Origin of the sequence: Geobacter sp. AOG2 (assembly GCF_019972295.1) — a bacterium.
GTDB lineage: Bacteria > Desulfobacterota > Desulfuromonadia > Geobacterales > Pseudopelobacteraceae > Oryzomonas.
In genome coordinates this window covers 2,349,172-2,375,113 of sequence record NZ_BLJA01000001.1, presented here as the reverse complement: position 1 = coordinate 2,375,113, position 25,942 = coordinate 2,349,172, and the positions used below count along the sequence as shown (strand labels likewise).

Sequence of the window (25,942 nt, the reverse complement as noted above, 5' to 3'; positions counted from 1 at the left end):
CAACGGGAACCTGACATGTTTCTTTTTAAAAGACAAAAAGATATCATCGGAATAGACATCGGCTCCAGTTCCGTGAAACTGGTGCAGATCAAGTGTTTGAAGGATGCTTTTCAGCTTCTCAATGTCGGGATTGTGCCGCTCCCGCCGGAAGCCATCGTGGATAACACTCTTATCGATAGTTCATCCATTGTAATGGCGTTAAGAAACCTGGTGGCAAGTATGGGGGTCAAGGCCAAGGATGTAGCCTGCTCGATCTCGGGCAATTCCGTTATCATTCGTAAGATCACTCTGCCCGCGATGCCGGCTGAGGAGTTGGAGGACCAGATTACGTGGGAGGCGGAACAATACATTCCATTTGATATCAATGACGTCAATATGGATTTTCAGATTCTTTCGCCCGACAGCATCGATCCCGCCAAGATGAACGTGTTGCTGGTCGCCAGCAAGAAGGATATCATTAATGATTACGTGGCCGTCTTTAACGAAGCGGCCATGCAGTTGGCCGTAGTCGATGTGGACTCGTTTGCGGTTCAGAATGCCTTTGAAATTAACCATGACATCGGCCCGGATGACGTTTTAGCGCTTATAAATATCGGCGCAACTATCATGAATATCAATATAGTAAAGAACGGCATCACGCTATTGACCCGCGATGTCCAAATGGGGGGCAACCTCTATACTGAAGAAATCCAGAAACAGATGGGTTTGAGCAGCATTGAAGCGGAATCTGCAAAAATTTTAGCCCACGAAACGAAAAACAGCGCCTTACTGGAAATACTCGGCAAGGTGAATGAAACCATTACCCAAGAGATCCGCCGTTCGCTTGATTTTTACAACTCCACGGCCAATGAGGACCGTATTATCAAGATCTTTGTGAGTGGGGGGTGTTCCAAGGTCTACAACCTGTGCGAGACGATGAGCGAGAAACTCAGTTTGCCGGTCGAGACGATCAACCCTTTTGCAAAGCTCAGGTATAATGAAAAGGATTTTGACCCTGAATACCTTCAGGAAATCGGCCCGCTCATGGCAGTAAGCGTTGGGCTTGCCACAAGGAGGGTAGGGGACAAATGATCAAGATCAACTTATTGCCGGTTCGGGCCGCGAAAAAGAAGGAAACGGCCGTCCAGCAGATCGCGATATTCTGTTTTGGCCTGCTGGTGGTAGCGGTTGTCGTGGCATCTCTGTATGCTGTCAAGCGGGTTCAAATCTCTTCTGCACAGAATGACATAAACTCTGCGAATGCGAGAATCGGGGAGCTTAAGAAAAAGATCGGGAAGTTGGAAGAACTCAAAAGCTTGAAAGACCAGGTAAAGAAAAAGCTGGATGTATTGGCTCAGTTGCGTAAAAACAAGACCGGCCCGGCCGAACGCTTGGCCACATTAAGCGATATCACTCCCGATCAACTCTGGCTTACCGGCTATACGGAAAACGGCGATAATATCAGGCTGTCGGGAGTCGCGTACACGGAAGAGCTGATCGCGTCCTTCATGCGCAGTCTTGAGGCGTCACGGGATTACACGGGTGTTGAACTGGTCGTGTCCGAGCAGATCGGTTCGAGTGAAACCAAGTTGAAAAAGTTTGAACTGACATGCAAGTTGAAGGCACCTGTTACGCCGCAACCCGAGGCCGCCCCCAAAAAATAGCATTTAACCTGAACTAGGATGGATTGGCTATGGATCCGCAAGTCGAAAAAATACTTAAGTTACCGACAAAACAAAAGATCCTTATACTTGTGCTGGCGCTGGCTATTGAGGCTGCCGCACTACTCTATTTTCTGTATCTGCCCAAGTATCAGGAGCTGAACGGACTGAAAGCGGATTTATCGAAGCTCCAGAACGAGATTGATGAGAAAACCAGGATTGCGAACAATCTTCCCCGTCTCCAGCGGGAATACGACCAGCTTACAAAGGAACTCGCTCAGGCTCTGACTGAACTCCCCAATTCCAAGGAGATTCCCTCATTGCTGACAAACATCACGACACTGGGCAAGAATGCTGGTCTTGATTTTCTTGTATTCAGGCCCAAGGGTGAATCCGCCAAAGATTTTTACGCAGAGGTGCCGGTTGATATTACGGTGGCCGGGTCCTACTATAGTGTCGCCAATTTTTTCGCCGCAGTCGCGAACCTGCCCCGGATTGTCAACATAACCAACGTGGCTTTTAGCGATATCAAGAGTGTAAATAACAGGATGATGACAAAGGTTACCTGTCTTGCCACCACATTCCGCTTCCTTGATAAGAAAGAGATTAAGGATGATAAGAAGAAACATGCTTCCAAATAGCTGGTTGCCTGCGGTTATTGTTGCTATCGGTGTAGTGATGGCGACATTGCCCGGTTGCAAAAAGAATGAGCCGCCCGCGCCTCCGTCGCAGCCGGCCAAGGCCACGGTCCCCCATCAGCCCAAACCAGTGCAAACAGCGGTCAGCTCAGCGCTTAAACTGCCGCCGGCACCGGTTAATCAGTTCGATTTCAGTAACAAAAAAGATCCTTTCAAGCCCTTTATGGTCGTCAAGGCCCCTCAGGCCGGTGGAAAAAGAATCGTCAGGGACGGTCTCCCCATCCACAGCTTTGATGTCGGTCAGTTCAGGCTGATCGGCATCGTGACGGGTGACAGGCAAAATAAGGCAATGGTTGTCGACCCCAATGGCAAGGGGTATGTCGTCAAGGTGGGCATGACGATCGGCAAAAATGAAGGTCTGATAACCTCGATCAGCAATAGTGGTGTGGATGTGCTAGAGCAATTCAGAGATGACAACGGTCGGGTGCGCAAAGAAACCATTAAAATCACCCTTCCCAGGAAACAATAAGGAGTTCCGCATGAAGTGCTTTACGAGACAATCTATTGTTCTAGCCTTTGTCTTGACGGTATCGGCCATTCTCTTCACAGGTGTGGCGGGCAGGGCGGAATCTGTTCAGGAACCTGCAAAAACCAAGTTTGCCGCCATTGAGTCGATAACCGCATCCGGTGAAGGCGAAGCGACGGAACTTGTCGTCAGGCTCTCTTCGCCTGCCACGTACACGAGCTACAAGACCACTACACCTCTCCGTCTGGTTATCGACCTGTCTCAAACAACACAGGGCGCCATTACGGCGCCGATTGTAATCAATAAGGGTAATATCAAAAACGTTACCGTCAGCCGTTTTGATACTGATGCCGGTACGTTGACCCGCATCAATATTGAACTGGTCAACGACCTCGACGCGATTATCTCCGCTTCTCCGGCCCAACCCGGCGAACTGCATATCTCCTTTCCGGTACAACATACGCTGCCGGCAGTGACAAATACTGAAACGGTAACGCCTCCGGCTGCCGATAAAGCAGTTGAAGTCTCCGAGAAAAATCCTGCTTCGATTACTACTCCCGTTCCCGATGCTGCAAAGGAGGCTGCGGCTGAGCCGGCGTCTCGTGCTGTACCGGAAGTCGGCGCCAAACTGCAACCGGTCGTTCCTCCGACAGGTGTCGCCACACATGCGTTAAAGGCGATTGCGGTAAAGGACGGCGCTATATTTCTCGCCATTGATGGCGGCCCCGAAGATTTCAAGACGTTCAGGCTTAATAAGCCCGAGCGTTATGTCATAGACCTGTTTGGCGTCACGAGCATCCTGCCCAGCCGTTTTATCCCCCTGAATGCCGATAGCGTTGCGTCGGCGCGCATCGGTCTCTATCCTGATAAAACGCGCGTCGTGCTTGATGGGGTTAATGGCAGCTTCCCGGAGGCCACAGCCGTGAAAACGGACGAGGGGATACGGGTTGCCCTTGGGAGTACATCCGGGCCGACGACTTTGCCGCTCGTCACAGCCGGTGCGGAAAAAACAGTCAATGAACCAGCCCCGCAAAAAGCTCCGGTCAAAGCTGAAATAAAACCGTCTGCGCCAGTAGTGACGGAGCCTCTGCCCCAGTCGTCGGTGCCTGCGCCTTCCCCGACGCATAAGACGGAGTTGCGTATGACAGCCGGTCCCGCCATGGTTGAAATGATCGATTTTCAGGTAATTGACAATGTCTCCCGCGTGTCGGTCAAGGTGAGCGGAGACGTTACCGTCGAGCAACCGGTCAAAACGGCAGGGTTCGTGACCCTGACGATACACGAAGCCAGCCTTCCGAAGCGCCTTCAGCGCTCCCTGGATGCCGAAGCTTTTGTCTCACCGGTCCTTCGGGTCACTCCCTTCATGGTCAAAACCCGCAAAGGGACCGACACCAAAGTGCGTATTGCTTTACGCGTCGACGCACCGTATGAATTCCGTCGCAATGGCGATATGCTCTTCGTGGATTTTAAAACCCCCGAAGGGCTCATCGCAGGAAAGCCGGAACTGGAGGCCGCTCACCCCAGACGCCCTGCTGCAAAAGAGGCGGATCTGAACTCAGAACTGACGTCCGCACCGGATTTCTCGACCAAATCGGGTGAACTTGTGAAACACTACAAGGGCCGCAAGGTCACCCTTGAGTTTGCAGATGCCGATGTACGCAAGATATTCCAACTCCTTTCCGAGGTGAGCAACAAAAACTTCGTATTGGGAGACGATGTCACCGGGACCATCAGCATCAAGCTGGTCAACGTGCCCTGGGATCAGGCGCTGGATATTATTCTCGACACCAAGGGATTGGACAAGCGGGAAGAAGGCAACATCATCATCATCAAGGGTAAAGGGAAATTCAAGTCTCAGGCCGAAGAAGAGCAGGAGGTCAAGAAGGCCCTGACCCGGTCCATAGAACTTAAAACAGAAACGTTCAACATCAATTACGCCGATATAGCGACCATCTCCAGCCAATTCAACGGGCTTAAAAGTGAACGTGGTGTGATTTCGCAGGATTCGCGTACCAACAAGGTGATCGTCAAGGACATCCCCCAGGCTTTGGACGATATGCGCAAACTGCTGCAGCAACTCGACGTGCCGGAGAAGCAGGTCATGATCGAGGCCCGGATTGTCGAAGCAACCTCAACCTTTACCCGCTCCCTCGGTGTGAACTGGGGTATCCATTATCGGGATGCTTCAGCGTCTTTCCTAGGGATGAATTCAGTAGACACCACCTTTGGTGGTGCGGTTTCAACGATTCCTTCCACCTCCGGTGCAAGCAGCAACTCCGGCACGGCAACCGGCATATCCTTTGGCTCGCTTGCCAGCAATATTCAGCTTGATATGCGTTTGAACGCCGCAGCGACCGTCGGCCTTGTTAAAATCGTCTCTACGCCGAAGGTCGCGACGTTGAACAACAAGACCGCCAAGATCACCCAAGGGCAACAGATCCCCTACACCTCATCTACCTCCGACAAGGTTGAAACCAAGTTCGTCGAGGCGGCGCTGGCGCTGGAGGTAACCCCGCATATCAATTCCAATGGGACGATCAGCATGAAAATTGACGCCAAGAACGATTCTCCCGGCTCGGTTCCTACCGGCAGCACCGCTCCGTCAATTAATAAAAAACAGGCGACGACGGAGATGCTGCTTCGCGACGGAGAAACGACAGTCATTGGTGGGATTTACGTTGACAACGATACGGAATCTGATGAAGGAGTCCCGTTCTTGATGGACATTCCTTTTCTGGGTAAATTTTTCAAATCGAATTCAAAATCAAAAACAAAGACCGAGTTGCTGATCTTTATTACGCCGAGAATATTGAGCACTATTTAACGGTTGTCATCGGTTGTCATATATACAAGGAGCGGTCGAATGAAAAGCTATTGCTTGCAGATTCTCGTCGTACTGAGTGTCCTCTCGCTGCTGGGTGGATGCGGTGGAAGTAACGGAAGTTCGAATTATTCGGTAGGGAGCACTGTTAGTCTGCACTCATCTGTTACTTCAGGTAGCTCTCCGGCCGTTACTACATCAGCATCCGATCTGAACGATTATGCCGGAATGGACTTTACATTGACATCTGCTATATTGGGTACGGTCACTGGGACCTTTGTCGCCTCTACCATCTCGGTACCGACATATACGGTCAGCTATTCGTATGTAAGTAATTCAATAAATGATACTCATCAATATCCGATACCGGGATTCACATTGGCTACTGGTGGGTCAATTAGCGCTGGTGGTACGCTGGAATATACTGGCACGCCTATAATTAAGCCAGAGGTCAAAAATTATATTCAGACAAATTATCCGTCCGTGTTCAGTAATTACTCTAGCAATGTATTAACATATACTGCCCACGTTACGTTCAATGGTATTGAAGATACTACGAACAAGTCTCTCTCCTCGACCACGGATGTTACGTTGTTTATCACAAAGTAGCGCAACATATGCGGTGGTACCTTAGAGGTAATCCGTTATTGTACACGGGCAAGGATTTCAACATCATGGCTCTGGACCGGTAGGAGAGACCATCAGGTTCTATGACGGACCGTTACCTATCGAGATCAGATAAAAAGATGTGTTTTTTGCAGGGGGATGTTGCATAATCCCCCTGTTTTTTTTATATTGCTTGTTCGGGCATGCCATTGTTTGGCAGCACCATGGGGCATTGTTGGCCATTCCCCTTAAATAGACAAGAAATCACTTAGATAAAGGTGTTATGCAACCATGACCAAAGAACTGGCAAAAGGCTACGAACCTCACGATGTTGAAAAAAGATGGTACGCGGAATGGGAAGGCAAGGGATACTTCCATGCCGCTGCCACATCCGACCGGAAACCCTTCAGCATCGTTATCCCGCCCCCAAACGTCACCGGAGCCCTGCACATGGGGCATGCCCTCAATAATACCCTTCAGGACATCCTCTGCCGCTGGAAGCGGATGCTGGGGTACAACGTGCTTTGGATGCCCGGCACCGACCATGCCGGTATTGCCACGCAGAACGTCGTGGAGCGCCAACTTGCCGCCGAGAAGAAGGACCGTCACGAACTGGGGCGCGAGGCCTTTATCGAGCGGGTCTGGAAGTGGAAGGCTGAGTCGGGAGGGCAGATCATCGGTCAATTGAAACGTCTGGGTGCCTCCTGCGACTGGGAGCGGGAACGCTTCACCATGGACGAAGGGTTGTCCAAAGCGGTGCGTACCGTCTTTGTCAAACTATACCAGGACGGCCTCATCTACCGGGACAACCGGCTGATAAACTGGTGCCCCCGCTGCCATACCGCCCTGTCGGACATCGAGGTGGAGCACGAGGACAAGAAAGGGCATCTGTGGCACATACGCTACCCGGTAACCGGTGAGCCGGGGAGGTATGTGGTGGTTGCCACAACCCGCCCCGAGACCATGCTGGGCGATACGGCGGTGGCCGTACACCCCGAGGACGAACGCTACCAGGCCCTGGTCGGCAAGAAGGTTGTCCTGCCGCTGATCAACCGGGAGATCCCGGTGGTGGCCGATGAGTACGTGGACCGAGAGTTCGGCACCGGGGTGGTCAAGATCACGCCGGCCCATGATTTCAATGACTTTGAGGTCGGCCAGCGCCATGGCCTGGACAAGATCAACGTCTTCGACGAGTCCGGCATCATCAATGCCGAGGGGCGTCAGTACGAAGGGATGGATCGCTTCGAGGCCCGCAAGAGGATCGTTGGGGACCTGGAAGCAGCCGGGCTGCTGGAAAAGATCGATGACCACGCAATGGCGGTGGGTGGCTGTTATCGCTGCAAGACCGTAGTGGAACCCTATCTCTCCCTGCAATGGTACGTGAAGGTCGCCCCCCTAGCGGAGCGGGCTCTGGCCGCGGTTAAGGAAGGCAAAACCCGTATCCTCCCCAAACAGTGGGAGAACACCTACTACGACTGGATGGAAAATATTCGCGACTGGTGCATCTCGCGTCAGATCTGGTGGGGGCACCGCATCCCGGCCTGGTTCTGCGACCATTGCGGCGAGGTGACCGTAGCCATGGAGGCCCCGGCGACCTGCTGCAAGTGCGGGAGCGACGAGCTTCGCCAGGAAACCGACGTGCTTGATACCTGGTTCTCCTCGGCCCTGTGGCCTTTCTCCACCATGGGATGGCCCGAAAAAACGGCGGAACTGGCCACCTTCTATCCCACCTCCTGCCTGGTGACCGGTTTCGACATCCTCTTCTTCTGGGTGGCCCGCATGATGATGATGGGACTGCACTTCATGGATGAGGTTCCCTTCGGGGATGTGTACATCCACGCCCTGGTGCGGGACGCCCACGGACAGAAAATGAGCAAGTCCAAGGGAAACGTGATCGACCCGCTGACGATCATCGACCAATACGGCACCGATGCCTTCCGTTTCACTCTTGCTGCCTTTGCCGCCCAAGGGAGGGACATCAAGCTGGCCGAGGAACGTATCGCCGGCTACCGCAATTTCTGCAACAAGGTTTGGAATGCAGCTCGTTTTACCCTGATGAACCTGGAAGGTTTTGATCCCGATACCCTTAAATTTGAGGACTTGCCACTCTCCGAGAGCGACAAGTGGATTATGCACCGCCTGAACGAGGCAGCCCGGGAGACGAATAAAGCCCTGGAAGAGTACCGCTTCAATGAAGCGGCCATGGGTCTGTACCAGTTTACCTGGAGCGAATTCTGCGATTGGTACCTGGAACTTTCCAAAAAGGATCTATACGGTGATGACAGCCAGCGCAAACAGACGGCCCAGTACGTACTGTGGTACACGTTGGAGCATCTGCTGCGACTGCTGCACCCCTTCATGCCTTTCATCACCGAAGAGATTTGGCAGGCCCTGCCGGGCGTAAAAGCGGACCCGACCATCATGCTGGCTTCGTACCCCGAGCCGCTCACCGAGCGTTCCCATCCCGAAGCGGCAGCCAACATGGAACGGGTCATGGCGGTTATCGGCGGCATCCGCAACATCCGTGGCGAGATGGAGGTGCCCCCGTCACGGGAGATCAGCGTGATCCTTTCCTGCGCTGGAGAAGAGAGCCTCAGGCTGATGAAGCACAACGAAGCGGCCATTATCAGCTTGGGGCGGGTCGCAGACCTAGCCATAGGCAAGGGAATTGAGAAGCCGGAGGATGCCTCCATTCAGGTGGCGGGGGACGTTCAGATCTTCGTGCCTCTCAAGGGGTTGGTGGATGTGGAGGAAGAGGAAAAGCGCCTGCTCAAGGAGATCGCCAAGATCGAAAAAGAGATCGACCAGTTTTCGAAAAAGCTGGAGAACCCTAGCTTTGTAGAGCGCGCCCCTGCGGATGTGGTTGCCAGGGAGCGGGAAAAGTTGGTCGAAGTCGCCGATAAAAAGCTGGTACTGGAAGCGAGCCTGGAAAAGATCAGACACCTGAAAGGGTGATTATATGCCGGTTCAAAACGTTGCCATATTCGCCAAGAAGCATGACCCGCGTTGCCAGGGGGTTGCCGACGATCTCATCAACTGGCTGGAGGAACGGGGTTGTCGGCCGCTGGTGGAGGTGCACTTGGCCAGCCACATCGGGTATTCCCAAGGGACCACGGCCGAGGCGATCCGCGAGCAGGCCGAACTGGTGGTGGTACTGGGGGGCGACGGTACGCTGATCTCGGTGGCGCGGCTTTTCAGCGGCAAGGAAGTCCCCATCGTTGGGGTCAACCTGGGGAGTCTCGGTTTCCTGACCGAGGTGACGGTTGAGGAGATGTACCCGGTGCTGGAGCTATGCCTGAAGGGCGCCCCCCGCGTTTCGGAGCGCATGATGCTGGAGGTGAGCGTCCGCCGGGAGGGGAGGGAGATCGAGAAGCACCATGTGCTGAACGACATCGTCATCAACAAGGGGGCGTTGGCCCGGATCATTGACCTGGAAACCAAGGTTAACGCCCATTTTCTAACCACCTACCGAGCCGACGGACTGATCATCTCCACGCCTACCGGCTCCACCGGCTATTCCATGTCTGCCGGCGGCCCCATCATCCACCCACAGATGAGTTGCATTGTAATAACCCCCATCTGTCCCCACACATTGACGAACCGTCCTATCGTGGTTTCCGACGACTCCAACATCGCTATCACCGTGGCGTCCTCCTTCGACGAGAAGGTCTATCTGACCCTGGATGGTCAAGTCGGGTTCGAATTGATGGAAGGGGATTCGGTCGATGTGCGCTCCGCTCTCAAGACCACCGCTTTGGTCATGTCACGCAGCCGGGATTATTTCGAGGTCTTGAGGACAAAGCTGAAATGGGGAGGGCAGTAGTGCGGCCCCGGCGTAGCTTGCGGAGTGTGATTTCATGCTGACCGACCTGACCATCAGAAATATCGCCATCATCGACACCCTGCATATCTCCTTCAAAGAGGGGCTTACCGTGTTGACTGGCGAGACAGGCGCCGGCAAGTCCATCATCATCGATGCCGTCGGCCTTATCATGGGAGGTCGCGCTTCGGCCGACCTGCTCCGCTCCGGTGCGGACGAGGCGGTTGTGGAGGCGCTGTTCGACATCTCTAGCCAACCCGATGTGGCCCGGCAACTCCGGGATTCCGGTTTTGACTGCGACAACGAACTGCTCGTGAAGCGTTCCATCTCCCGAGCCGGGAAGAACCGGGTATTCATCAATGGGAGCATGGCCACACTGGCGCTTCTTGCCGAAACCGCACCCCTGCTGATCAATATCTACGGCCAACATGAGTCCCAAACCCTGCTCCGGCCGGAAAACCATCTGCGTCTCCTGGATGCCTACGCCGGCCTGGACGGCCAGCGTGAGGAATTTTTCCGGCTTTTCGAGCGTTTTCGCACTCTTCAGGAACGGCTGGGTGCTCTGGATGAGGAGGAACGGGAGGCGGAACGCAGGCTTGATCTCTTGTCATACCAAATCGATGAGATCGCCAGGGCGGAGTTGCGGGCCGGGGAAGAGGAAGATTTGGAAGAACGCCGCAGAGTCCTTGCAGGTGCCGAAAAGCTGGGAAGTACCAGCGCCGATGCCTTTGAACGGCTGTACGAAGGTGACGGGGCGATCCTGGGACAGTTGCGGCGCATCAAAAATGCCATATTCGAGCTATCCGCCATCGACCACAGCCTGGAGGGATTGGCCGCCTCGCTTGAAAACGCCTATCTGCAGGTGGAAGACGCCGCGATCATGCTGCGCGATTACGCCTCTCGCATTGAGGCCGACCCAGCCGCGTTGCAGCAGACCGATGACCGCCTCGACCTGATCCACCGTCTCAAAAGGAAGTATGCCCCGACCATCGAGGCAATTCTCGAATTCAAGCAAGGGCTCGATAGTGAGATGGAAACCTTACACGGGCGGGAACAGGCCCGGCACGAACTGGAGGAGGAACTGGAGCGGCTTGACCGTGAGGTGCGGCAGCGGGGAAGCGACCTTACCGCGCAGCGTACTGCTGCTGCCGGTGCCCTCTCCAGGGCTCTCGCTGCAGAGGTGCACCAGCTTGCCATGAAGAACGCCGTCGTTGAAACGGTCCTGGAACCGCTGGCGGAGCCCCGTTCCACGGGATATGAACGGGTTGAACTCCTTTTCTCTCCCAATCCGGGCGAACCGCCCCGCCCCTTGGCACGGATCGCCTCCGGCGGTGAGCTGTCGCGGCTTATGCTCGCTTTCAAGCAGGTTTTGCCCGAGGGAGATGTGCCGACGCTGATCTTTGACGAGGTGGATACCGGCATTGGTGGCGCCACTTCTGAAATGGTGGGGAAAAAGCTCAAAAACGTTGCCGCATTGCAACAAGTGCTTTGTATCACCCATCTGGCTCAAGTGGCGGTCTTTGCCGGTCAGCATTTGCGCGTTGAGAAACAGGTGGCAAACGGTAGGACCACAACCCGGATCGTGGCGTTGGAGGATGGAGAGCGCACCCGCGAGGTTGCCCGCATGCTTGCCGGGGCCAGGATCACGGATTCGGCCTTGGCCCATGCCGCGGAGATGCTGGCGGCAGCCGACGGCAAGGCATGATACTTTCAAATCAAGTATGAAATCGAGGCGGCGAGGGTTGAGGCTATGAAGGCGTGTTTGAACAGCCGGAGGCGTGTGGCCTTTCTGCAAATGCTAGTGTCCGTGCGGTTAGTTCGTACTCGTTATTCCGGCTCTTTTGACCGCTGCCATCGTTACGGCTCCTTGATGTAGGCCGTGCCGTGCTGCACCTACGTCGCCGCGCCTTGGCATCGGCCAACATAGCAAAGGAATTACTTCCCACAACCAACCGCACAGGGCACTAGGTCAGGCTGGTTGTTCGAGCTGCTCAGCGATCTTTGCCAGAATCTGTTGCAGGGAACGGTAGCGTTCATCCTGGAGGACCGTTTCCGGAGCATCTGGGTCGACAGGGTACACGGCCAACCAGGTTCCTTCTCGTAACGACCCCTCATAACCGGCCAGCGATTCATTCAGGAGCAGGAAGAGCCGGTCGTTCATGCCGTCGAATTCCCCCTCGCTGAAGCCCTCCATAGGCAGTTCCTTCCTGAAGAGTTGATCCCCTTCCATACTGAACTGACGGTAATCGAGCAGGGCTGTAGCTCCTTGGATTTGGGGAAAGAACAGGGAGACGGTTCTCAACGTCCGATCGGCAATCACCATGCGCGCCGCGCCGTAAGCCTGGGATTGATTGGTCATGCCGTAAAGTGCCGCACAGAGCATATCGGTGAAACAGTCGTTATGCAGGAAGCCGCGGCTGGCCCGGTCGGAGGTCTCGTAGTAAAAGCCCCGCTGCTCCGGCTGTTCGGACAGGAGTGCACCACAGATCAGGCAGCGCTCGGCAAGTCCCTCCAGCCGTGCACGGTACGACTCCTTTTTTTTACCTTCTTTTTCCTTCAGCCAGGCTGCGTACAGACAGGAACGAGGTTCGGGCGTGGCATCATAATGTCGCAAGATATCCCGGGCTATCTCGGTGAACTGTCCGTAGACATCGGTCCCGCGGGCATGAGTCAGGATCGGATAAATCTTGCCGTCCGGATTTGTGTTGAGGCTCTCCACCTTGGGGCTTTTGGAGATATAGGTGTCCATGCAGCGGTAACCGCGATTGATGGCAAAGGCCCGCAACAGGGTCTTTTGGTCCTTGAAAAGCCCATCAAACTTGATACGCGAATCGATTAAGCAGGGGATCAGGGAAAGGGATTTCTTGTCGATGCCGCGCTGATCGAACAGAGCGAAGATGTTTTTGCAATTTTCCAGACTTGGCATGTCCTTGACCGGGATCAGGACCCGGTCGGCGGCATACAGGGCGTTCTGGGTCAGGATATTCAGATCCGGGCGGGTATCGATGATGACGATACCGCCAAACCCGCACTCGGCGAACATGCGCGTCAGGCTCATGGGGCCTCGGAAGCTTTCGTTAATCTCTCCCAGTTCGGTGGAGGAGGGGATATAGCCGACGCCGTACTGTCCCACATGTACCAGTTCCCGTGCCGGAACACCCTTCAGCAGCTCATGGACCGTACCCCTCAACTGTTGTCCCGGCAGTTCAAACATCCGGTCAATGGTGAAGTGATTATCGAAGGAGAAGATCGTGACCGGCAGATCGTCCCGCATGGCCTTCAGGTAGATGGCCAGGTTGGTGGCCAGGGTGGTCTTGCCGACCCCACCCTTTTCGGAAGAAATGGTAATGATATAGGGAAAGTTCTGCATGCACATCCTTCAAGGTAGTGTTGATACGGGACACCGGTCTACTTGACCAGGGCGTCAATCGACTTGAGCGTCTTCAGAAGCGTCGGCAAGTCGTTCAGGGGGATGGAGTTGGGACCATCGCAGAGCGCCTTGTCCGGGTCTTCGTGCACCTCCATGAAGATGCCGTCGATACCTGCTGCCACAGCAGCCCGTGAGAGATACTCCACGAACTCCCGCTGGCCGCCGGAACTCTCCCCCTGGCCTCCGGGGAGTTGTACGCTGTGGGTTGCGTCGAATATGACCGGAAAACCGGTGGCGCGCATGATCGGGAACGTACGCATGTCCACCACGAGGTTGTTGTAGCCGAAGGAGGCTCCCCGCTCGGTCAGGATGACGTTCTCATTGCCGGCAGCCACCGCCTTGGCGGCAACATTTTTCATGTCCCAGGGGGCCAGGAACTGTCCCTTTTTGACGTTGATCACCCGACCGCTTTGGGCCGCCGCGATGATGAGATCGGTCTGGCGACAGAGAAAGGCCGGTATCTGCAGTACGTCCAGCACCTCTGCAGCCGGCGCCACCTGTTCAATGGAGTGGATATCCGAGAGCACCGGCAGCCCGAGGGAATCCTTAACCTTGGCAAGGATCTTCAAGCCATCCCTCATCCCCGGTCCCCGGAAACCGCCGATAGAGGTGCGGTTAGCCTTGTCATAGGAGGCTTTGAAGATGAGCGGCATGGCCAAGCCGTTGCAGATGGTCATGAGCCGCTCAGCGTGACGTAGCGTTGCCGCCTCAGACTCGATGACGCAAGGACCGGCCACCAGCACCAGCGGCCTGCCCGCGCCGATCTTCACACCGTTGATAGTGATCTCGCGGGTCATGGTCTACCTCGTATTGCGGTATGTAAGCGCTGCACCAATAAAAGCCCGGAAAAGCGGATGGGGCTGGAGCGGCTTGGATTTGAATTCGGGATGGAACTGGCATCCCAGGAACCAGGGATGGTTGGGGAGTTCGATAATCTCCACCAAATCCTTGTCCTTGTAAATACCGGACAGGATCATGCCCTTCTCAGTGAGGACGGAGCGGAATTTGTTGTTGAATTCGTACCGGTGGCGATGCCGCTCGGAGATTTCCGTTGCGTTGTATGCAGCATGGGCAAGGGTCCCTTTGGCGACGGAACAGGGATAGGCACCGAGCCTCATGGTCCCTCCCTTTTTGCTGACGGTTTTTTGTTCCTCCATCAGGTGGATGAGAGGTGAACCGCAGTCCGTGAACTCGCTTGAACAGGCATCCTGGATGTCGCAGACGTTGCGGGAAAATTCGATGACCGCCATCTGTAATCCCAGGCAGATACCGAAAAAGGGGATATTTGCCGTGCGGGCGAACTGGATGGCGGTAATTTTACCTTCGGTCCCGCGCTCCCCGAATCCTCCCGGCACCAGGATGCCGTCCACATCGTCAAGATGGCCATCAACACCGTCCCGTTCAATCTTTTCCGAATCGACGTACTTCAGGTACACCCGGCAGTCGTTTGCGATGCCGCCATGGGTCAGGGCCTCGGCCAGAGACTTGTAGGACTCGGTCAGGTTGACGTATTTGCCGACGACGGCGATGCGTACCTCGCCGTGGCTGGGGTGGCGCAGGGTCTCAACCACATCCTGCCATGGGGTCAGGTCGGGGTCCTTGGTCCAGATGTTGAGTTTATCCACCACCTGTTCGTCCAACCGTTCCTTGCTGAGCGCCTGGGGTACGGCATAGATGTGCTCCGAGTCCACCACCTGTATGACGTCTTTCTCTTCGACGTTACAGAACAGGGCAATTTTTTTCTTCATTTCCTGAGGAAGTTCACGATCGCAACGGCAGAGCAGGATATCGGGCTGGATACCGATCTTGCGCAGTTCCATAACCGAGTGCTGGGTGGGTTTGGTCTTAAGTTCGCCTGCGGTACGGATGTAGGGCACCAAGGTAACGTGGACGTACAGCGTATTGCCGTGTCCCCGGTCGTAACGGAACTGACGGATCGCCTCCAGGAAAGGAAGGGATTCGATATCGCCAACGGTACCGCCGACCTCTACGATGGCGACGTCGGCACCTTTGGCGTTTTCGATGATCTTGCTCTTGATCTCGTCGGTGATATGGGGGATGACCTGCACCGTCCCTCCCAGATAGTCTCCGCGCCGTTCCTTGTCGATAACGGAGAAATAGACCTGGCCGGTGGTGAAGTTGCTTTTTTTGGAGAGGCGGGCGTTGGTGTAGCGTTCGTAATGCCCCAGGTCGAGGTCGGTTTCCGCTCCGTCGTCGGTGACAAAGACCTCGCCGTGCTGGAAGGGTGACATGGTGCCGGGGTCCACGTTGATATAGGGGTCGAGCTTCTGCATGGTGACGCGCAGGCCGCGTGCCTCCAGCAATGCGCCCAGCGAGGCGGCTGCCAGCCCTTTGCCGATGGACGAGACAACCCCGCCGGTGATAAAGATGAACTTGGTTTTCATGAAATCTGCTCCTGTTGGGTCGGTTTGAAGATTATTGCGTCAATATCCGGTAGCGCTCCTGAGCCTTTGCCAGATCATCAGGGGTGTCAACACCGATGGATTCGAATTCTGTTTCGACCACGCGGATACGTGTTCCGTTCTCTATGGCCCGCAATTGCTCCAGTTTTTCCGAGATCTCCAAAAAGGTCTGCGGCATTGCAGCGTACTCGAGCAAAAAGTCCCGGCGGTAGACATAGAGGCCGACATGCTTGTAACAGAGCAGTTTACCGTTGGCAAAGGACTCGTCCTTCAAGTCCTGCCACTTGTCGCGAAAAAACGGCAGCGGCGAACGGGAAAAATACAATGCACAGCCATCCGCCCCGGTGACCACCTTGACAACATTCGGGCTCAGAAAGTCGTGCAATGACTTGATGCGGGTCTTTAAAGTCCCCATTTGCAAAGCAGGGTCATCGAGGAACGGCTCGATAGCCTGGTCGATCATCTCCGGGGAGATGAGCGGTTCGTCCCCCTGCACATTAACGATGATCTCCGTGTCCAGACCGCCCGCCACCTCGGCCAAGCGGTCAGTACCGGTTTCATGGCCGGTTGAAGTCATGACCGCCTCACCGCCGATCTGGTGTATGGCGGCGGCGATGCGCGTGTCGTCCGTTGCTACGATGACCCGTGACACCAGGGCCGCCTCGCACGCCCGCTCGTAGACGTGTTGAATCATCGGTCTGCCCCCGATATCGGCCAGGGCCTTACCGGGAAAGCGGGTGGATGCGTAACGGGCAGGGATGATAGCTGTGATTTTCATACCGACATGACCTTGCAAGAAATCTCGAATGGTGTGCCAAGGGGCGAACCCAAAGGAAAACAGGCAAACAGGAACGAGGTCTCGTCGTACCGCGCGTACGCTGAAACCGCCAGGAAGCCTGCAAGTTTGGTATTTGAATGCGCCCCGAAATCAGGCATGTCCTATGGTAGGACGTGATAGGCTACCTCAAAAGGCGAGGGGTGTCAAGGATGGAAAGGCTGGAACTGTCAGTGGGACATGATGCCGGAACGCCAGTTGAATGCCTCGAGTTGCGCCGCCAGCAGTTCGTCGAGCGTGATGTTGCACTGATCAAGCAACAACATGACGGCATCGAAATCGGTTATTTCCAGCTTTTCTGCAAGAGAGAGCAGGTCGCCGAGGCGTCCTGAGCGGTCGAGCAGGGCGCTGTATATTTCTTCGTTGAGGTTGAGGTGTGAGATGATCTCGTCCATGGGGGTTTCGAACAGTACATCGAGAAGCGACAGGATGCCGGTCATGAAGGCTTCCTCAGATTGTTCGGAGGAAGCTGATTGTTGCAGTTTCTGGAGCACCAGCGTTTCCATCAGGCGTCCCCGTACCGCCGCCATCTCCAGGAGGGGATTTTCGATCCCCCGCGCGTCATTGCCTGAGAACAGGGACAGTTGTATCCAGCGCCGCAGGTGGTTGGTTCCCAGCATGAGGATGGCGTGCCGGAGGGTTTTGATCTTTTCACGCGTGCCAAGTGCGACCGAGTTGACCAATCGCAACAGGTTATAGGAGAGGCTCGGATTTTCCTTGAAGGTTTGTTCGATCTCTTCGAGGGGGGCGTCCATGGTAAGCTGTTGGAGCAACTTCAACATGGCCCTGCCCGAAACATCGAGCCGCTTCTTGTTGAGCACCACCGGCCGTTCGAAAAAGTACCCCTGAAAGTAATCGAAGCCCAAGGCGGCGCAGGTCTCGAACTGATCGACTGTCTCGACCTTTTCCGCCAGGAGCTTCACTGGCCATTGGCGCAACTTGCCGACGATCTCGGGGAGCTGTTCTGCGTCGGTTTCCAGAATATCGATCTTGACGTAATCGACGACAGAATAGAATTCGTGATATTCGGGGCTGTACACATGGTCGTCCAGGGCCAGTTTGAAACCGAGCTTTTTCAGCTCACGGCAACGTTCGGCAATATGGCCGTCCAGTTTGATGGTTTCCAACAGTTCGAGGACCGATTGCCCGATGGGGAGCAATTCGAGTAATTCCGAGAGAAACAAACCGAGATAGACGTTGATGAAACCGAATTTTCCCCCCAGGACCTCATGGAGGCCAAAGTTCGACAGGGCACTGGTGATGACGCTGGTACTGGCTTGAGAATAGCTTTCGAATTCCGCGCGATTCGCGGTGGTGGCGCGGAAGAGCAACTCGTAGCCCACGATCTCCTGCTTTCGATTGAGGATCGGTTGCCTGCCCAGGAAAAAATTTTCATTGTTTTGGCCCATATGAGAATCCATTATCCGCACAGCCTCAGCACTTCCGGGGCTATACTTTGAAGGGGGAGCGTTCTATGGACGCCGCCCAATTTGACAGCTTCGTTCGGCATGCCATACACCACGCAGGTCGCTTCATCCTGGGCCAGAGTCATGGCGCCGGCATCGAACAACTCTTTCATGCCGTGGGCGCCGTCGTCACCCATGCCGGTCATGATGACGCCCACAGCGTTTCTTCCGGCGTAGCGTGCGGCCGACCGGAACAGGACATCTACCGAAGGCCTGTGGCGGGACACCAGCGGGCCGTCCTTGATCTCCACGTAGTACCTTGCGCCGCTACGCTTGAGCAGCAGGTGGTGGTTTCCCGGTGCGATCAGCACTCGCCCCCGGACTACAGAATCGTTGTTGGCCGCCTCCTTGACAGTAACGCGGCAGGTGCTGTCGAGCCGCTTGGCGAAAGCGGCCGTGAATTGTTCCGGCATGTGCTGTACGATAACTATGCCCGGGGCGTTCTCCGGTAGCATTTCGAGGAAGAGTTTGAGGGCTTCGGTGCCGCCGGTGGAGGCTCCGACGACAACGACCTTTTCCGTCGTCTGTATCATGGCCTTGGTGGGTGGCTTTTCCATGATGACGTCAGCGGTCAGCTTGGGGGTCACGGCATGCGCCCGTACTGCGAGAGGCCGGGGTTTGGCCATGGCCGCCGCCCTGATCGTATCGCAAATGCGGACCCGCGACTCCTCAATAAACTGTTTGGTACCCATTTTAGGTTTGGCGATGATCTCGACCGCACCGTATTCCAGAGCCTTAAGGGCTGTCTCGCTGCCCGAATCGGTCAGGCTTGAGCACATGATCACCGGGATAGGGTGTTGAGACATGATTTTCTGGAGGAACGTCAGGCCATCCATACGCGGCATCTCTACATCGAGTGTGATGACGTCGGGCACGCACTCCTTTATCCGCTGGGCCGCCACAAACGGGTCGGAGGCGGCAGCCATAACCTCGATATGCGGGTCGGATGACAGTATTTCGGTCAACGCCTGCCTGACCAGCGCCGAGTCGTCGACGATCAGCACCTTAATTTTGCTTGTCACGAGGTTCTCCCTTTTGGGCGGCGGATGAGTTGGCCATCAGAACGATTTCCGTACCTGACGTACAAAAACCTCGCCGCTTTGGGAATAGAAAAACAGTTTTCTGCCTTGGCTGCCCCTGGTGTCAGCCGCGGACACCTTGAGGCCGAGTGTGTCGAGCACCTGCAAGGCGGCTTCGACATTCTGACGTCCGACCGAAGAGACATCTTCGTTGCGGACGCCGGAGTTGAGCATATCCGCTCCCCCGAAGAGTTTGGCTTCGATGCCGCTTGGCCCTCCGCACATAGAGGTCAGGCGGTCATACAGGTAAGAGACGGCCTTGTCTACATACCGAAAGTCATCGTCCTTTGCTCCACTAGGGAGCATGGCATGGCAGATGGCCCCCATGCCGGTCCGGGGCACATGTAAAACAACCGAAACACAGGAACCTAGCACCGTGGAGACAAGGGCAGGGCGTTTTGCAACGAAGACCTCTCCGGGCTTCAGAAACACATTGCTGGCGTGGGGGTCAAACAGGTTTCTCATAACTTCCGGTACACGGTAGAGGCCACCGGCGTCAAGGGCACATTCAGGCCGCTCAGAGTTTCGGAATGACCGAGAAATAGATAACCGCCCGGGACAAGTTGCCGGTAGAATTTGTTCAACAACCGATCCTGGGTGGATTTGTCGAAATAGATGATGACATTGCGGCAGAAGATGACGTCCATCTGCTCCTGTAACCCAAAATCCTCCATGAAATTAAGACGCCTGAACTGGACCATGGAGCGGAGTTGGGGAACAACCCGAACCAGCCCTTTGCACCTGTCACGGCTTCGCAACAGGTATTTTCTCTTCATCTGTAAAGGAATGGTATCCACACGATCTTCGGCATAGATGGCGTTTTTTGCCTTTTCCAGTACCGCTGTCGAAATATCCGTCGCCAGGATGGATGCCCGGAATCCGGGATAGGCTTCCATAAGTTCTGAGATAACCATGGTCAGGGTGTAAGGTTCCTCACCGGTGGAACACCCCGCGCTCCATATCTTGAACGGCGATTTATAGCCTGCTTCCCGATCCTCTATTAACGCAGGTATCGCAGATTTCAGCAAATAGTCAAAATGGGCGGGCTCACGGAAGAAATCGGTTTTGTTGGTCGTTACCACGTCGATCAGATGAATCAGCTCATCGCTTTTCTCAGCGCCACTGAAAACATACTCCGCGTACTCCTCGAACGTGCGGAGGCCAAGCGCTTTAAGCCGTTTCTGTAGTCGGGCCTCCAACATGGTCTTCTTGGCAGCCGGCATCTTGATGCCGACCTGATCGTAGATAAAACTGCTGAACCTGACAAATTCCTTGTCCTTGAGTACTGCAGGGATGCCGGGCATATGGGTGGAATCGGCACGTTGATTCATGGAGCGGTCCCGGTGGAGGCAAGGAAAATAATCTGAATGGGTTGCGTTATCATATGCCGTCCCTGTCGAGTAGAAAAATGTTGTCCATAAGAAGGTCAAGCTCGTGAGGCAGTTGAGCGGCCCATTGTGCACAGTCGTCCAGATTGCCGCCATCAAGGCTTGACTGAATGTGGCCGCACAGGTGTGCAAGACGCTTGGCGCCTATGGTGTCGGCAGAGACCATCAACCTGCGGAGGTATTTTTTAGTTAGATCGGTATCGCCGGACTGGACAAGAGCAACAAGTTGACTAATCAAATGGGGGGCCTGGCTGATAAACAAATCGATAAGTTCGTGATAGAGAGGGCGAACCCCTCCCAGGCTTTCCAACGCCTCTTCTTCGTCGAGGATAGGCAGCCGTTTGCCTGTTTCAAGCTCTGCCGTTTCCTGAGGAGGGAGGACACAAAACAGGCCGCAGACAGTCCTCAAGTCCCTGGCCGACATCGGTTTTGAAAGATAACCATTCATGCCGACGTTACGGCATTTATCCTGGATTGCTTTAAGTGAGTATGCGGTCAGCGCAATGATAGGCACCCCGGTACCCTCAGTTTGTTCTTCCTCACGGATCTTGAGGGTCGCCACAAAACCGTCGATTTCCGGCATGAGGATATCCATCAAAATAAGGCTATATCCTCCGCTCCGGGCTTCATCCACGGCATCGCGCCCATTGTCGACACAGCAGACCTCCAGCTTTTCCTTTTCAAGAAGTCTGCGAATGTTAACCTGGTCGATGGTGTTGTCTTCGGCCAGGAGAATCCGCGGCATTTTGTCGCCCGAAGGTGCCAATTGAGGATGCTTGGGACAACTCCATACCTGATATTTTATTGCTTCGTGCTGCATGGTCGTCGATGCCTCGTCATAGATGAAATCGAGGGGCCGGATACCTCGGCTACCCAGAGTCCTGGACCTTGTGCAACTCTTCGCCGGTAAAGACATTATCAATATCGAGAATCATGACGAATCGGTTGTCATATTTTCCCATGCCCTTGATAAAAGCGGTGTTCAGGCGCGTGCCGATGTGTGGTGCCGCCTCGATCTGCTCCGGCTCCATCTCGATAACCTCCTGCACCGAGTCGGCCAGAAGGCCCAGAACGAGGGTCTCGTCTTCCAGATCTACCTCGACCACAACAATACAGGTGTTGACCGTTTGCAGCGTGGTCGACATGCCGAACTTGAGGCGCAGGTCGATGACCGGTACCACGCTACCGCGCAGGTTGATAACACCCCGCATGAAATCGGGGGTTTGAGGTACCTTGGTAATGCCGGTGTATTCAAGGATTTCCCGCACCGTAGCCACATCGAGCGCAAAGACTTCTTCGTCGAGCTTGAAGGTGAGGTATTGGACCGTTGCGGTAATGCCCGTTGCACTCATATCGCCCCCTCTAGAACTTCTCGAATTCGTCGTCAAGGTGGTCCGGCCCGTGGCTTCCCATGTCAAGGCTGATCCCGCTACTCTTGCGGACAGCCGGAACGGAGGCATTCCGGACGATATGGGCTACCTGGGCGGTTTTGCGGGTGGGGCGGGAGCTTTGTGAACCACGCACCAGGTTGGTGTCGATGCGGAAGAAGCTGATGGAGTCCTTGAGCTGCTCGGCCTGACCGGAGAGCTCTTCAGAAGTGGAGGCCATCTCCTCACTGGCAGAGGCGTTCTGCTGGATGACGCTGTCCAGTTGCTGGATTGCCTTGTTGATTTGCTCGGCCCCTGTGTCCTGTTCTTTGCTGGATGCACTAATCTCCTGCACCAGTTCGGCGGTTTTCTGGATGTCGGGCAGCATCTTCTGTAGCATATCGCCGGCGGTTTCAGCCACCTGCACGCTACGGGTGGACAGCTCGCTGATCTCTCCGGCCGCAGCTTGGCTCCGTTCGGCCAGTTTCCGCACCTCCGAAGCGACCACGGCAAATCCTTTGCCGTGCTCTCCGGCCCTGGCAGCTTCAATTGCGGCGTTCAGCGCCAGTAGGTTGGTCTGGCGTGCGATCTCCTCGATGATGGAGATTTTGGTGGCGATTTCCTTCATGGCGCCCACGGTTTCGGTCACAGCCTTGCCGCCCTCTTTGGCGTCGGTGGCGCTCTTGATGGCGATCTTCTCGGTCTGGGTGGAGTTGTCGGCATTCTGCTTGATGCTGGAGGTCATTTCCTCCATGGAGGAGGATATCTCCTCGGCGCTGGCCGCCTGTTCGGTGGCCCCCTGGGAGAGTTGCTGGGCCGTGGCGGAGAGTTCCTGGCTGCCCGCGGCCACGTTGTCGGCCGCCGAAATCACGTCGCCCACCACATGTTTGAGCTTGTCCACCATGTTCCTGATCGCTTCCATCATCTGACCGGTTTCGTCAGTGCTCTTGATCTCTACATTTACGGTCAGATCGCCTGCAGCCAGCGAGTTAGCAACGGCCACCGCCTCGTTGAGAGGTGTGACGATGCCCTTTGTGATAAGGCGCGATGTGACAATGGCAAAGAACACCGCCAATATGCCCAAGATGAATGTGATCGAAATCAGATTACCCACCTCTTTAACCGTATCAAGTGAGTTCTCTTTGGCTTCATTAATCTGGCTTTTCTGAAACGCCTCGACCAAGGTGGTCAGGGTTTCCCGAGTATGGTCATACTCAACCATTATCTTGTTACCCGCCTCCAATCCCTGGCTCAAGTAGATATTGGCCATCCGTGTGCCGGTTTCATTATAGCGGTCGAATGCCGCACCAAGGTCTTCAACCTCCTTGACGCCTTTTGAATCATTTTCTTTTTTGAACATTTCATGAAAAACGGAAAGTTGCTCTTTAAACTTTTTTGCGGCCTTTTCGGCTTCCTTGAATCCATCAGGTCGATGGGTGGCTGCAACATCGGTCAATGCATCGGATAGTTCGACTACGGCAACATCCATCTCATAAGCCGCTATCAGCGATGGGATGGATTCCACAGCAACTTGCTTCGATTCATGTTCGATTTGCTTGAGCTTTATGATCGAAGTAGTCACCGTTACCGCAAAAAAAGCCAGAATTAGGCCAAATCCCAGAACCAACCGTTTGCCGATCTTCAGATTCTCAAGCCATTGCATACCTGTTTCCTCCTGGTGGTATTGTGTACCATATCATTTAAATGCGAGCGCTCCGGTGTGAAAGGTTTTGGGGTACTCGGTTGTTATATTTGGGAATACCTTCTGGGGTGAAGTCCGGACTTCAGGCCCGCCCCTCCTGTTCAAGGGCTTCGACCGATTGCAACAGGAGTCCCATATCGAGGATCAAGGCCACGGTGCCGTCTCCCAGGATCGTGGCGCCGGAAATCCCCTTGACGTCCCGGTACAGTCTCCCCAAGGATTTGATGACCGTCTGGTGTTCGCCGATGACACTGTCCACGACGAACCCAACCTTGGTGCCGTGAATATTCGTTATGACGATCTGCTCGATGTCGGGCCGGTTGTCGGTGATGCAAAACCGGTCCCGCAGTGGGATGTAGGGGACAATGTCGCCGCGTACGTTGGCCAGGTTGCGGCCGTGGGACTCCTTGATGTTGTCTCGGGTGAGTTCTACGCATTCCTCGACCGATGAGAGCGGCATGACGAAATAACTCTGGCCGATGCGCACCAGCAGGCTTTCGATGATAGCCAAGGTCAGGGGGATCTTGAGCGTAATGGTGCTTCCCGTCCCCTGTGCACTGTTGATATCGATACTGCCGCGAAGCGCTTCGATAGCCTTTTTAACCACATCCATGCCCACGCCGCGGCCAGAGACGTTGGTCACCTTGGCAGCTGTGGAGAAACCGGGCGCAAAGATCAGGTTATAGATCTCCTTCTCCGTCAACTCGGCGTTGGCCGGTATCAGGCCCCGTTCGACCGCTTTGGCACGGATGGCATCCTTGTTGAGTCCGGCACCGTCGTCGCGGATGGTGATGAGCACGCTATCCCCCGAGTGCACCGCGCCCAGATGCACGGTCCCCTGGACCGGCTTGCCCGCCGCCATACGCACCTCGGGTGTTTCGATACCGTGGTCGATACTGTTGCGGATCAGGTGCACCATGGGGTCATTGAGCCGCTCGATAACAGTCTTGTCCAGTTCGGTTTCCGCCCCTTCGGTTTCCATCTCGATCTCCTTGCCCAACTCCTGGGAAAGGTCGCGCACCAGACGCTTGAATTTGCTGAAGGTGGTGCCGATGGGGAGCATGCGGATATTGAGGGCAGTGTCGCGAAGATCGTTGGTCAGGCGCTCAACCTCTTCGGCAATGGAGGCAAAATCGGCATTGCCCTGAAGCGCCGCGGTCTGGCTGAGATGTGCCTGGACCGTGACCAGTTCGCCCACTAGGTTGACCAGCAGATCAAGCTTCTCGGCAGGCACGCGGATACTGGAGGCCGACTCTTGGCTGGCCCGTTCCTGGCGCAGGTTTTTGACGTGCTGCTGCTCCACGAGTGCCGACTGGACCTTGTCGGGTGTCAGCGCCCCGGCGGCAACCGCCAGTTCTCCGAAGCGCTTCTGCAGGCCGAGAATCTTTTGCATTTCAATCGGGCTCAGATCGCCGCGTTCCACCAGGATGTCTCCCAGCTTCTTATAATCCTGATCCGTATCGGCGGCGGCACCGTCATCTATAAGATCTATCTTCAACTCACAATCATCTTCAATAAAGATAAATACATCCTTTATGGCGTCAATATCCCGCGTGGTGGTCATGACGATATCCCAATAGAGGTAACACAGTTCCGGGTTGATTTCATCGAGCGGAGGAATATTGGCGGTGTGCGCCACCACATGGCAGGCCCCCAATTCCTTCAGTTCGTTGATAAGTCCCAGTGGATTGGCGCCGGACATAAAGATTTCCGGGAACGGCTTGAAACGGATGCGCCAGGTTTTCAGCGCCTCAGACTCGGTGGCCGGGGTAGAAATATTCTGGACGGCCTGTTGGACATTTTCGTCCGAGGATGTCGGGACAAGTTGCTTAAGTCCGGCAATAATCGATTCGCCGGCGGCATGATCGATCTCTTCTCCGGAAACCGATACGTCCAGCAGGCATTTGATGTGGTCACGGGCGCGCAGGGTGAGATCCAGAAGCAGCTTCGAAACGGTCATTTTACCATTACGCACCAAGTCGAAGACCGTTTCCACCTCGTGGGTAAACCCGGCGATTTCGTCGAAACCGAACATAGCGCCCGAGCCCTTGATGGTGTGCATGGCGCGGAACACCCTGCTGATCAGTTCTTCATCGGTGGGATTTTCTTCCAGTTCGAGAAGCGACGTTTCCAATTCCGTCAACAGTTCATTGGCCTCTTCCCGGTAGGTGACTATATGTTGTTCGATCATGATGAAGGAC

At 55.1% G+C, this 25,942-nt stretch carries 21 protein-coding genes; 9 read left to right on the top strand and 12 right to left on the bottom strand.

What is annotated here, in order from left to right:
- The first annotated feature begins 15 nt into the window (after positions 1-15).
- From pilM to recN, 9 genes are all read left to right on the top strand, one after another.
- Complete coding sequence (pilM, locus tag LDN12_RS10745; protein WP_223922673.1) at positions 16-1,071, top strand: type IV pilus biogenesis protein PilM; 1,056 nt, start codon at positions 16-18, stop codon at positions 1,069-1,071.
- Positions 1,068-1,643, top strand: a complete 576-nt coding sequence (locus LDN12_RS10740; RefSeq protein ID WP_223922672.1) for a PilN domain-containing protein — start codon at positions 1,068-1,070, stop codon at positions 1,641-1,643. Before pilM ends, LDN12_RS10740 begins: the two co-directional genes overlap by 4 nt.
- Positions 1,644-1,672: 29 nt before the next feature.
- Positions 1,673-2,281, top strand: coding sequence for a type 4a pilus biogenesis protein PilO (locus LDN12_RS10735; RefSeq protein ID WP_223922671.1), 609 nt, complete (start codon positions 1,673-1,675; stop codon positions 2,279-2,281).
- Positions 2,253-2,807: a pilus assembly protein PilP gene (locus LDN12_RS10730; protein ID WP_223922670.1), complete on the top strand. Its 555-nt coding sequence runs from the start codon at positions 2,253-2,255 to the stop codon at positions 2,805-2,807. Before LDN12_RS10735 ends, LDN12_RS10730 begins: the two co-directional genes overlap by 29 nt.
- A gap of 10 nt (positions 2,808-2,817) precedes the next feature.
- On the top strand, positions 2,818-5,628 hold the full coding sequence (gene pilQ, locus LDN12_RS10725) for a type IV pilus secretin family protein (RefSeq protein ID WP_223922669.1): 2,811 nt from the start codon (positions 2,818-2,820) through the stop codon (positions 5,626-5,628).
- A 39-nt stretch (positions 5,629-5,667) separates the two neighbouring features.
- A complete protein-coding gene (locus tag LDN12_RS10720; protein ID WP_223922668.1) occupies positions 5,668-6,234 on the top strand; it encodes a hypothetical protein in 567 nt (188 codons plus the stop codon).
- Positions 6,235-6,522: 288 nt separating this feature from the next.
- Positions 6,523-9,186, top strand: coding sequence for a valine--tRNA ligase (locus LDN12_RS10715; protein ID WP_223922667.1), 2,664 nt, complete (start codon positions 6,523-6,525; stop codon positions 9,184-9,186).
- A gap of 4 nt (positions 9,187-9,190) precedes the next feature.
- On the top strand, positions 9,191-10,054 hold the full coding sequence (locus LDN12_RS10710; RefSeq protein WP_223922666.1) for an NAD(+)/NADH kinase: 864 nt from the start codon (positions 9,191-9,193) through the stop codon (positions 10,052-10,054).
- Positions 10,055-10,088: 34 nt separating this feature from the next.
- On the top strand, positions 10,089-11,756 hold the full coding sequence (gene recN / locus LDN12_RS10705) for a DNA repair protein RecN (protein ID WP_223922665.1): 1,668 nt from the start codon (positions 10,089-10,091) through the stop codon (positions 11,754-11,756).
- Positions 11,757-12,020: 264 nt separating this feature from the next.
- On the opposite strand, the gene LDN12_RS10700 is transcribed toward recN, so the two are convergent.
- The 12 genes from LDN12_RS10700 to LDN12_RS10645 form a co-directional block, all read right to left on the bottom strand.
- On the bottom strand, positions 12,021-13,421 hold the full coding sequence (locus LDN12_RS10700) for a ParA family protein (RefSeq protein ID WP_223922664.1): 1,401 nt from the start codon (positions 13,419-13,421) through the stop codon (positions 12,021-12,023).
- Between the two features lie 38 nt (positions 13,422-13,459).
- Complete coding sequence (gene kdsA / locus LDN12_RS10695) at positions 13,460-14,278, bottom strand: 3-deoxy-8-phosphooctulonate synthase (RefSeq protein WP_223922663.1); 819 nt, start codon at positions 14,276-14,278, stop codon at positions 13,460-13,462.
- Between the two features lie 3 nt (positions 14,279-14,281).
- Positions 14,282-15,886: a CTP synthase gene (locus LDN12_RS10690; RefSeq protein WP_223922662.1), complete on the bottom strand. Its 1,605-nt coding sequence runs from the start codon at positions 15,884-15,886 to the stop codon at positions 14,282-14,284.
- A gap of 31 nt (positions 15,887-15,917) precedes the next feature.
- The gene (gene kdsB / locus LDN12_RS10685) at positions 15,918-16,682 is read right to left on the bottom strand and encodes a 3-deoxy-manno-octulosonate cytidylyltransferase (protein ID WP_223922661.1); all 765 of its coding nucleotides are present in this window, start codon (positions 16,680-16,682) and stop codon (positions 15,918-15,920) included.
- Between the two features lie 227 nt (positions 16,683-16,909).
- Complete coding sequence (locus tag LDN12_RS10680) at positions 16,910-18,148, bottom strand: EAL and HDOD domain-containing protein (protein WP_223922660.1); 1,239 nt, start codon at positions 18,146-18,148, stop codon at positions 16,910-16,912.
- An 11-nt stretch (positions 18,149-18,159) separates the two neighbouring features.
- Positions 18,160-19,227, bottom strand: coding sequence for a chemotaxis response regulator protein-glutamate methylesterase (locus LDN12_RS10675; protein WP_223922659.1), 1,068 nt, complete (start codon positions 19,225-19,227; stop codon positions 18,160-18,162).
- Between the two features lie 36 nt (positions 19,228-19,263).
- Positions 19,264-19,749, bottom strand: a complete 486-nt coding sequence (locus LDN12_RS10670) for a chemotaxis protein CheD (protein WP_223922658.1) — start codon at positions 19,747-19,749, stop codon at positions 19,264-19,266.
- Positions 19,746-20,615, bottom strand: a complete 870-nt coding sequence (locus LDN12_RS10665) for a protein-glutamate O-methyltransferase CheR (RefSeq protein WP_223922657.1) — start codon at positions 20,613-20,615, stop codon at positions 19,746-19,748. The genes LDN12_RS10670 and LDN12_RS10665 overlap by 4 nt, the downstream gene beginning before the upstream one ends.
- A 49-nt stretch (positions 20,616-20,664) precedes the next feature.
- The gene (locus tag LDN12_RS10660; protein WP_223922656.1) at positions 20,665-21,417 is read right to left on the bottom strand and encodes a response regulator; all 753 of its coding nucleotides are present in this window, start codon (positions 21,415-21,417) and stop codon (positions 20,665-20,667) included.
- Between the two features lie 124 nt (positions 21,418-21,541).
- Entirely contained in the window at positions 21,542-22,024 is a 483-nt protein-coding gene (locus LDN12_RS10655; RefSeq protein ID WP_223922655.1) for a chemotaxis protein CheW, read from the bottom strand.
- 10 nt (positions 22,025-22,034) lie between these two features.
- Positions 22,035-23,702, bottom strand: coding sequence for a methyl-accepting chemotaxis protein (locus LDN12_RS10650; RefSeq protein ID WP_223922654.1), 1,668 nt, complete (start codon positions 23,700-23,702; stop codon positions 22,035-22,037).
- 121 nt (positions 23,703-23,823) lie between these two features.
- Positions 23,824-25,932 (bottom strand): chemotaxis protein CheA, encoded by a 2,109-nt coding sequence (locus tag LDN12_RS10645; protein WP_223922653.1) that lies wholly within the window; start codon positions 25,930-25,932, stop codon positions 23,824-23,826.
- Positions 25,933-25,942: the final 10 nt, after the last annotated feature.

Bases quoted from the DNA above. Each gene is read 5' to 3' on its own strand.
- LDN12_RS10650 (WP_223922654.1), bottom strand. From the start codon at position 23,702: ATGCAATGGCTTGAGAATCTGAAGATCGGCAAACGGTTGGTTCTGGGA.
- LDN12_RS10720 (WP_223922668.1), top strand. From the start codon at position 5,668: ATGAAAAGCTATTGCTTGCAGATTCTCGTCGTACTGAGTGTCCTCTCG.
- LDN12_RS10710 (WP_223922666.1), top strand. From the start codon at position 9,191: ATGCCGGTTCAAAACGTTGCCATATTCGCCAAGAAGCATGACCCGCGT.
- LDN12_RS10700 (WP_223922664.1), bottom strand. From the start codon at position 13,421: ATGCAGAACTTTCCCTATATCATTACCATTTCTTCCGAAAAGGGTGGG.
- kdsB (WP_223922661.1), bottom strand. From the start codon at position 16,682: ATGAAAATCACAGCTATCATCCCTGCCCGTTACGCATCCACCCGCTTT.
- pilM (WP_223922673.1), top strand. From the start codon at position 16: ATGTTTCTTTTTAAAAGACAAAAAGATATCATCGGAATAGACATCGGC.
- LDN12_RS10645 (WP_223922653.1), bottom strand. From the start codon at position 25,932: ATGATCGAACAACATATAGTCACCTACCGGGAAGAGGCCAATGAACTG.
- LDN12_RS10740 (WP_223922672.1), top strand. From the start codon at position 1,068: ATGATCAAGATCAACTTATTGCCGGTTCGGGCCGCGAAAAAGAAGGAA.
- LDN12_RS10735 (WP_223922671.1), top strand. From the start codon at position 1,673: ATGGATCCGCAAGTCGAAAAAATACTTAAGTTACCGACAAAACAAAAG.
- LDN12_RS10715 (WP_223922667.1), top strand. From the start codon at position 6,523: ATGACCAAAGAACTGGCAAAAGGCTACGAACCTCACGATGTTGAAAAA.
- LDN12_RS10670 (WP_223922658.1), bottom strand. From the start codon at position 19,749: ATGAGAAACCTGTTTGACCCCCACGCCAGCAATGTGTTTCTGAAGCCC.
- LDN12_RS10665 (WP_223922657.1), bottom strand. From the start codon at position 20,615: ATGAATCAACGTGCCGATTCCACCCATATGCCCGGCATCCCTGCAGTA.
- LDN12_RS10680 (WP_223922660.1), bottom strand. From the start codon at position 18,148: ATGGGCCAAAACAATGAAAATTTTTTCCTGGGCAGGCAACCGATCCTC.
- kdsA (WP_223922663.1), bottom strand. From the start codon at position 14,278: ATGACCCGCGAGATCACTATCAACGGTGTGAAGATCGGCGCGGGCAGG.
- pilQ (WP_223922669.1), top strand. From the start codon at position 2,818: ATGAAGTGCTTTACGAGACAATCTATTGTTCTAGCCTTTGTCTTGACG.
- LDN12_RS10660 (WP_223922656.1), bottom strand. From the start codon at position 21,417: ATGCCGCGGATTCTCCTGGCCGAAGACAACACCATCGACCAGGTTAAC.
- LDN12_RS10655 (WP_223922655.1), bottom strand. From the start codon at position 22,024: ATGAGTGCAACGGGCATTACCGCAACGGTCCAATACCTCACCTTCAAG.
- LDN12_RS10730 (WP_223922670.1), top strand. From the start codon at position 2,253: ATGATAAGAAGAAACATGCTTCCAAATAGCTGGTTGCCTGCGGTTATT.
- recN (WP_223922665.1), top strand. From the start codon at position 10,089: ATGCTGACCGACCTGACCATCAGAAATATCGCCATCATCGACACCCTG.
- LDN12_RS10690 (WP_223922662.1), bottom strand. From the start codon at position 15,886: ATGAAAACCAAGTTCATCTTTATCACCGGCGGGGTTGTCTCGTCCATC.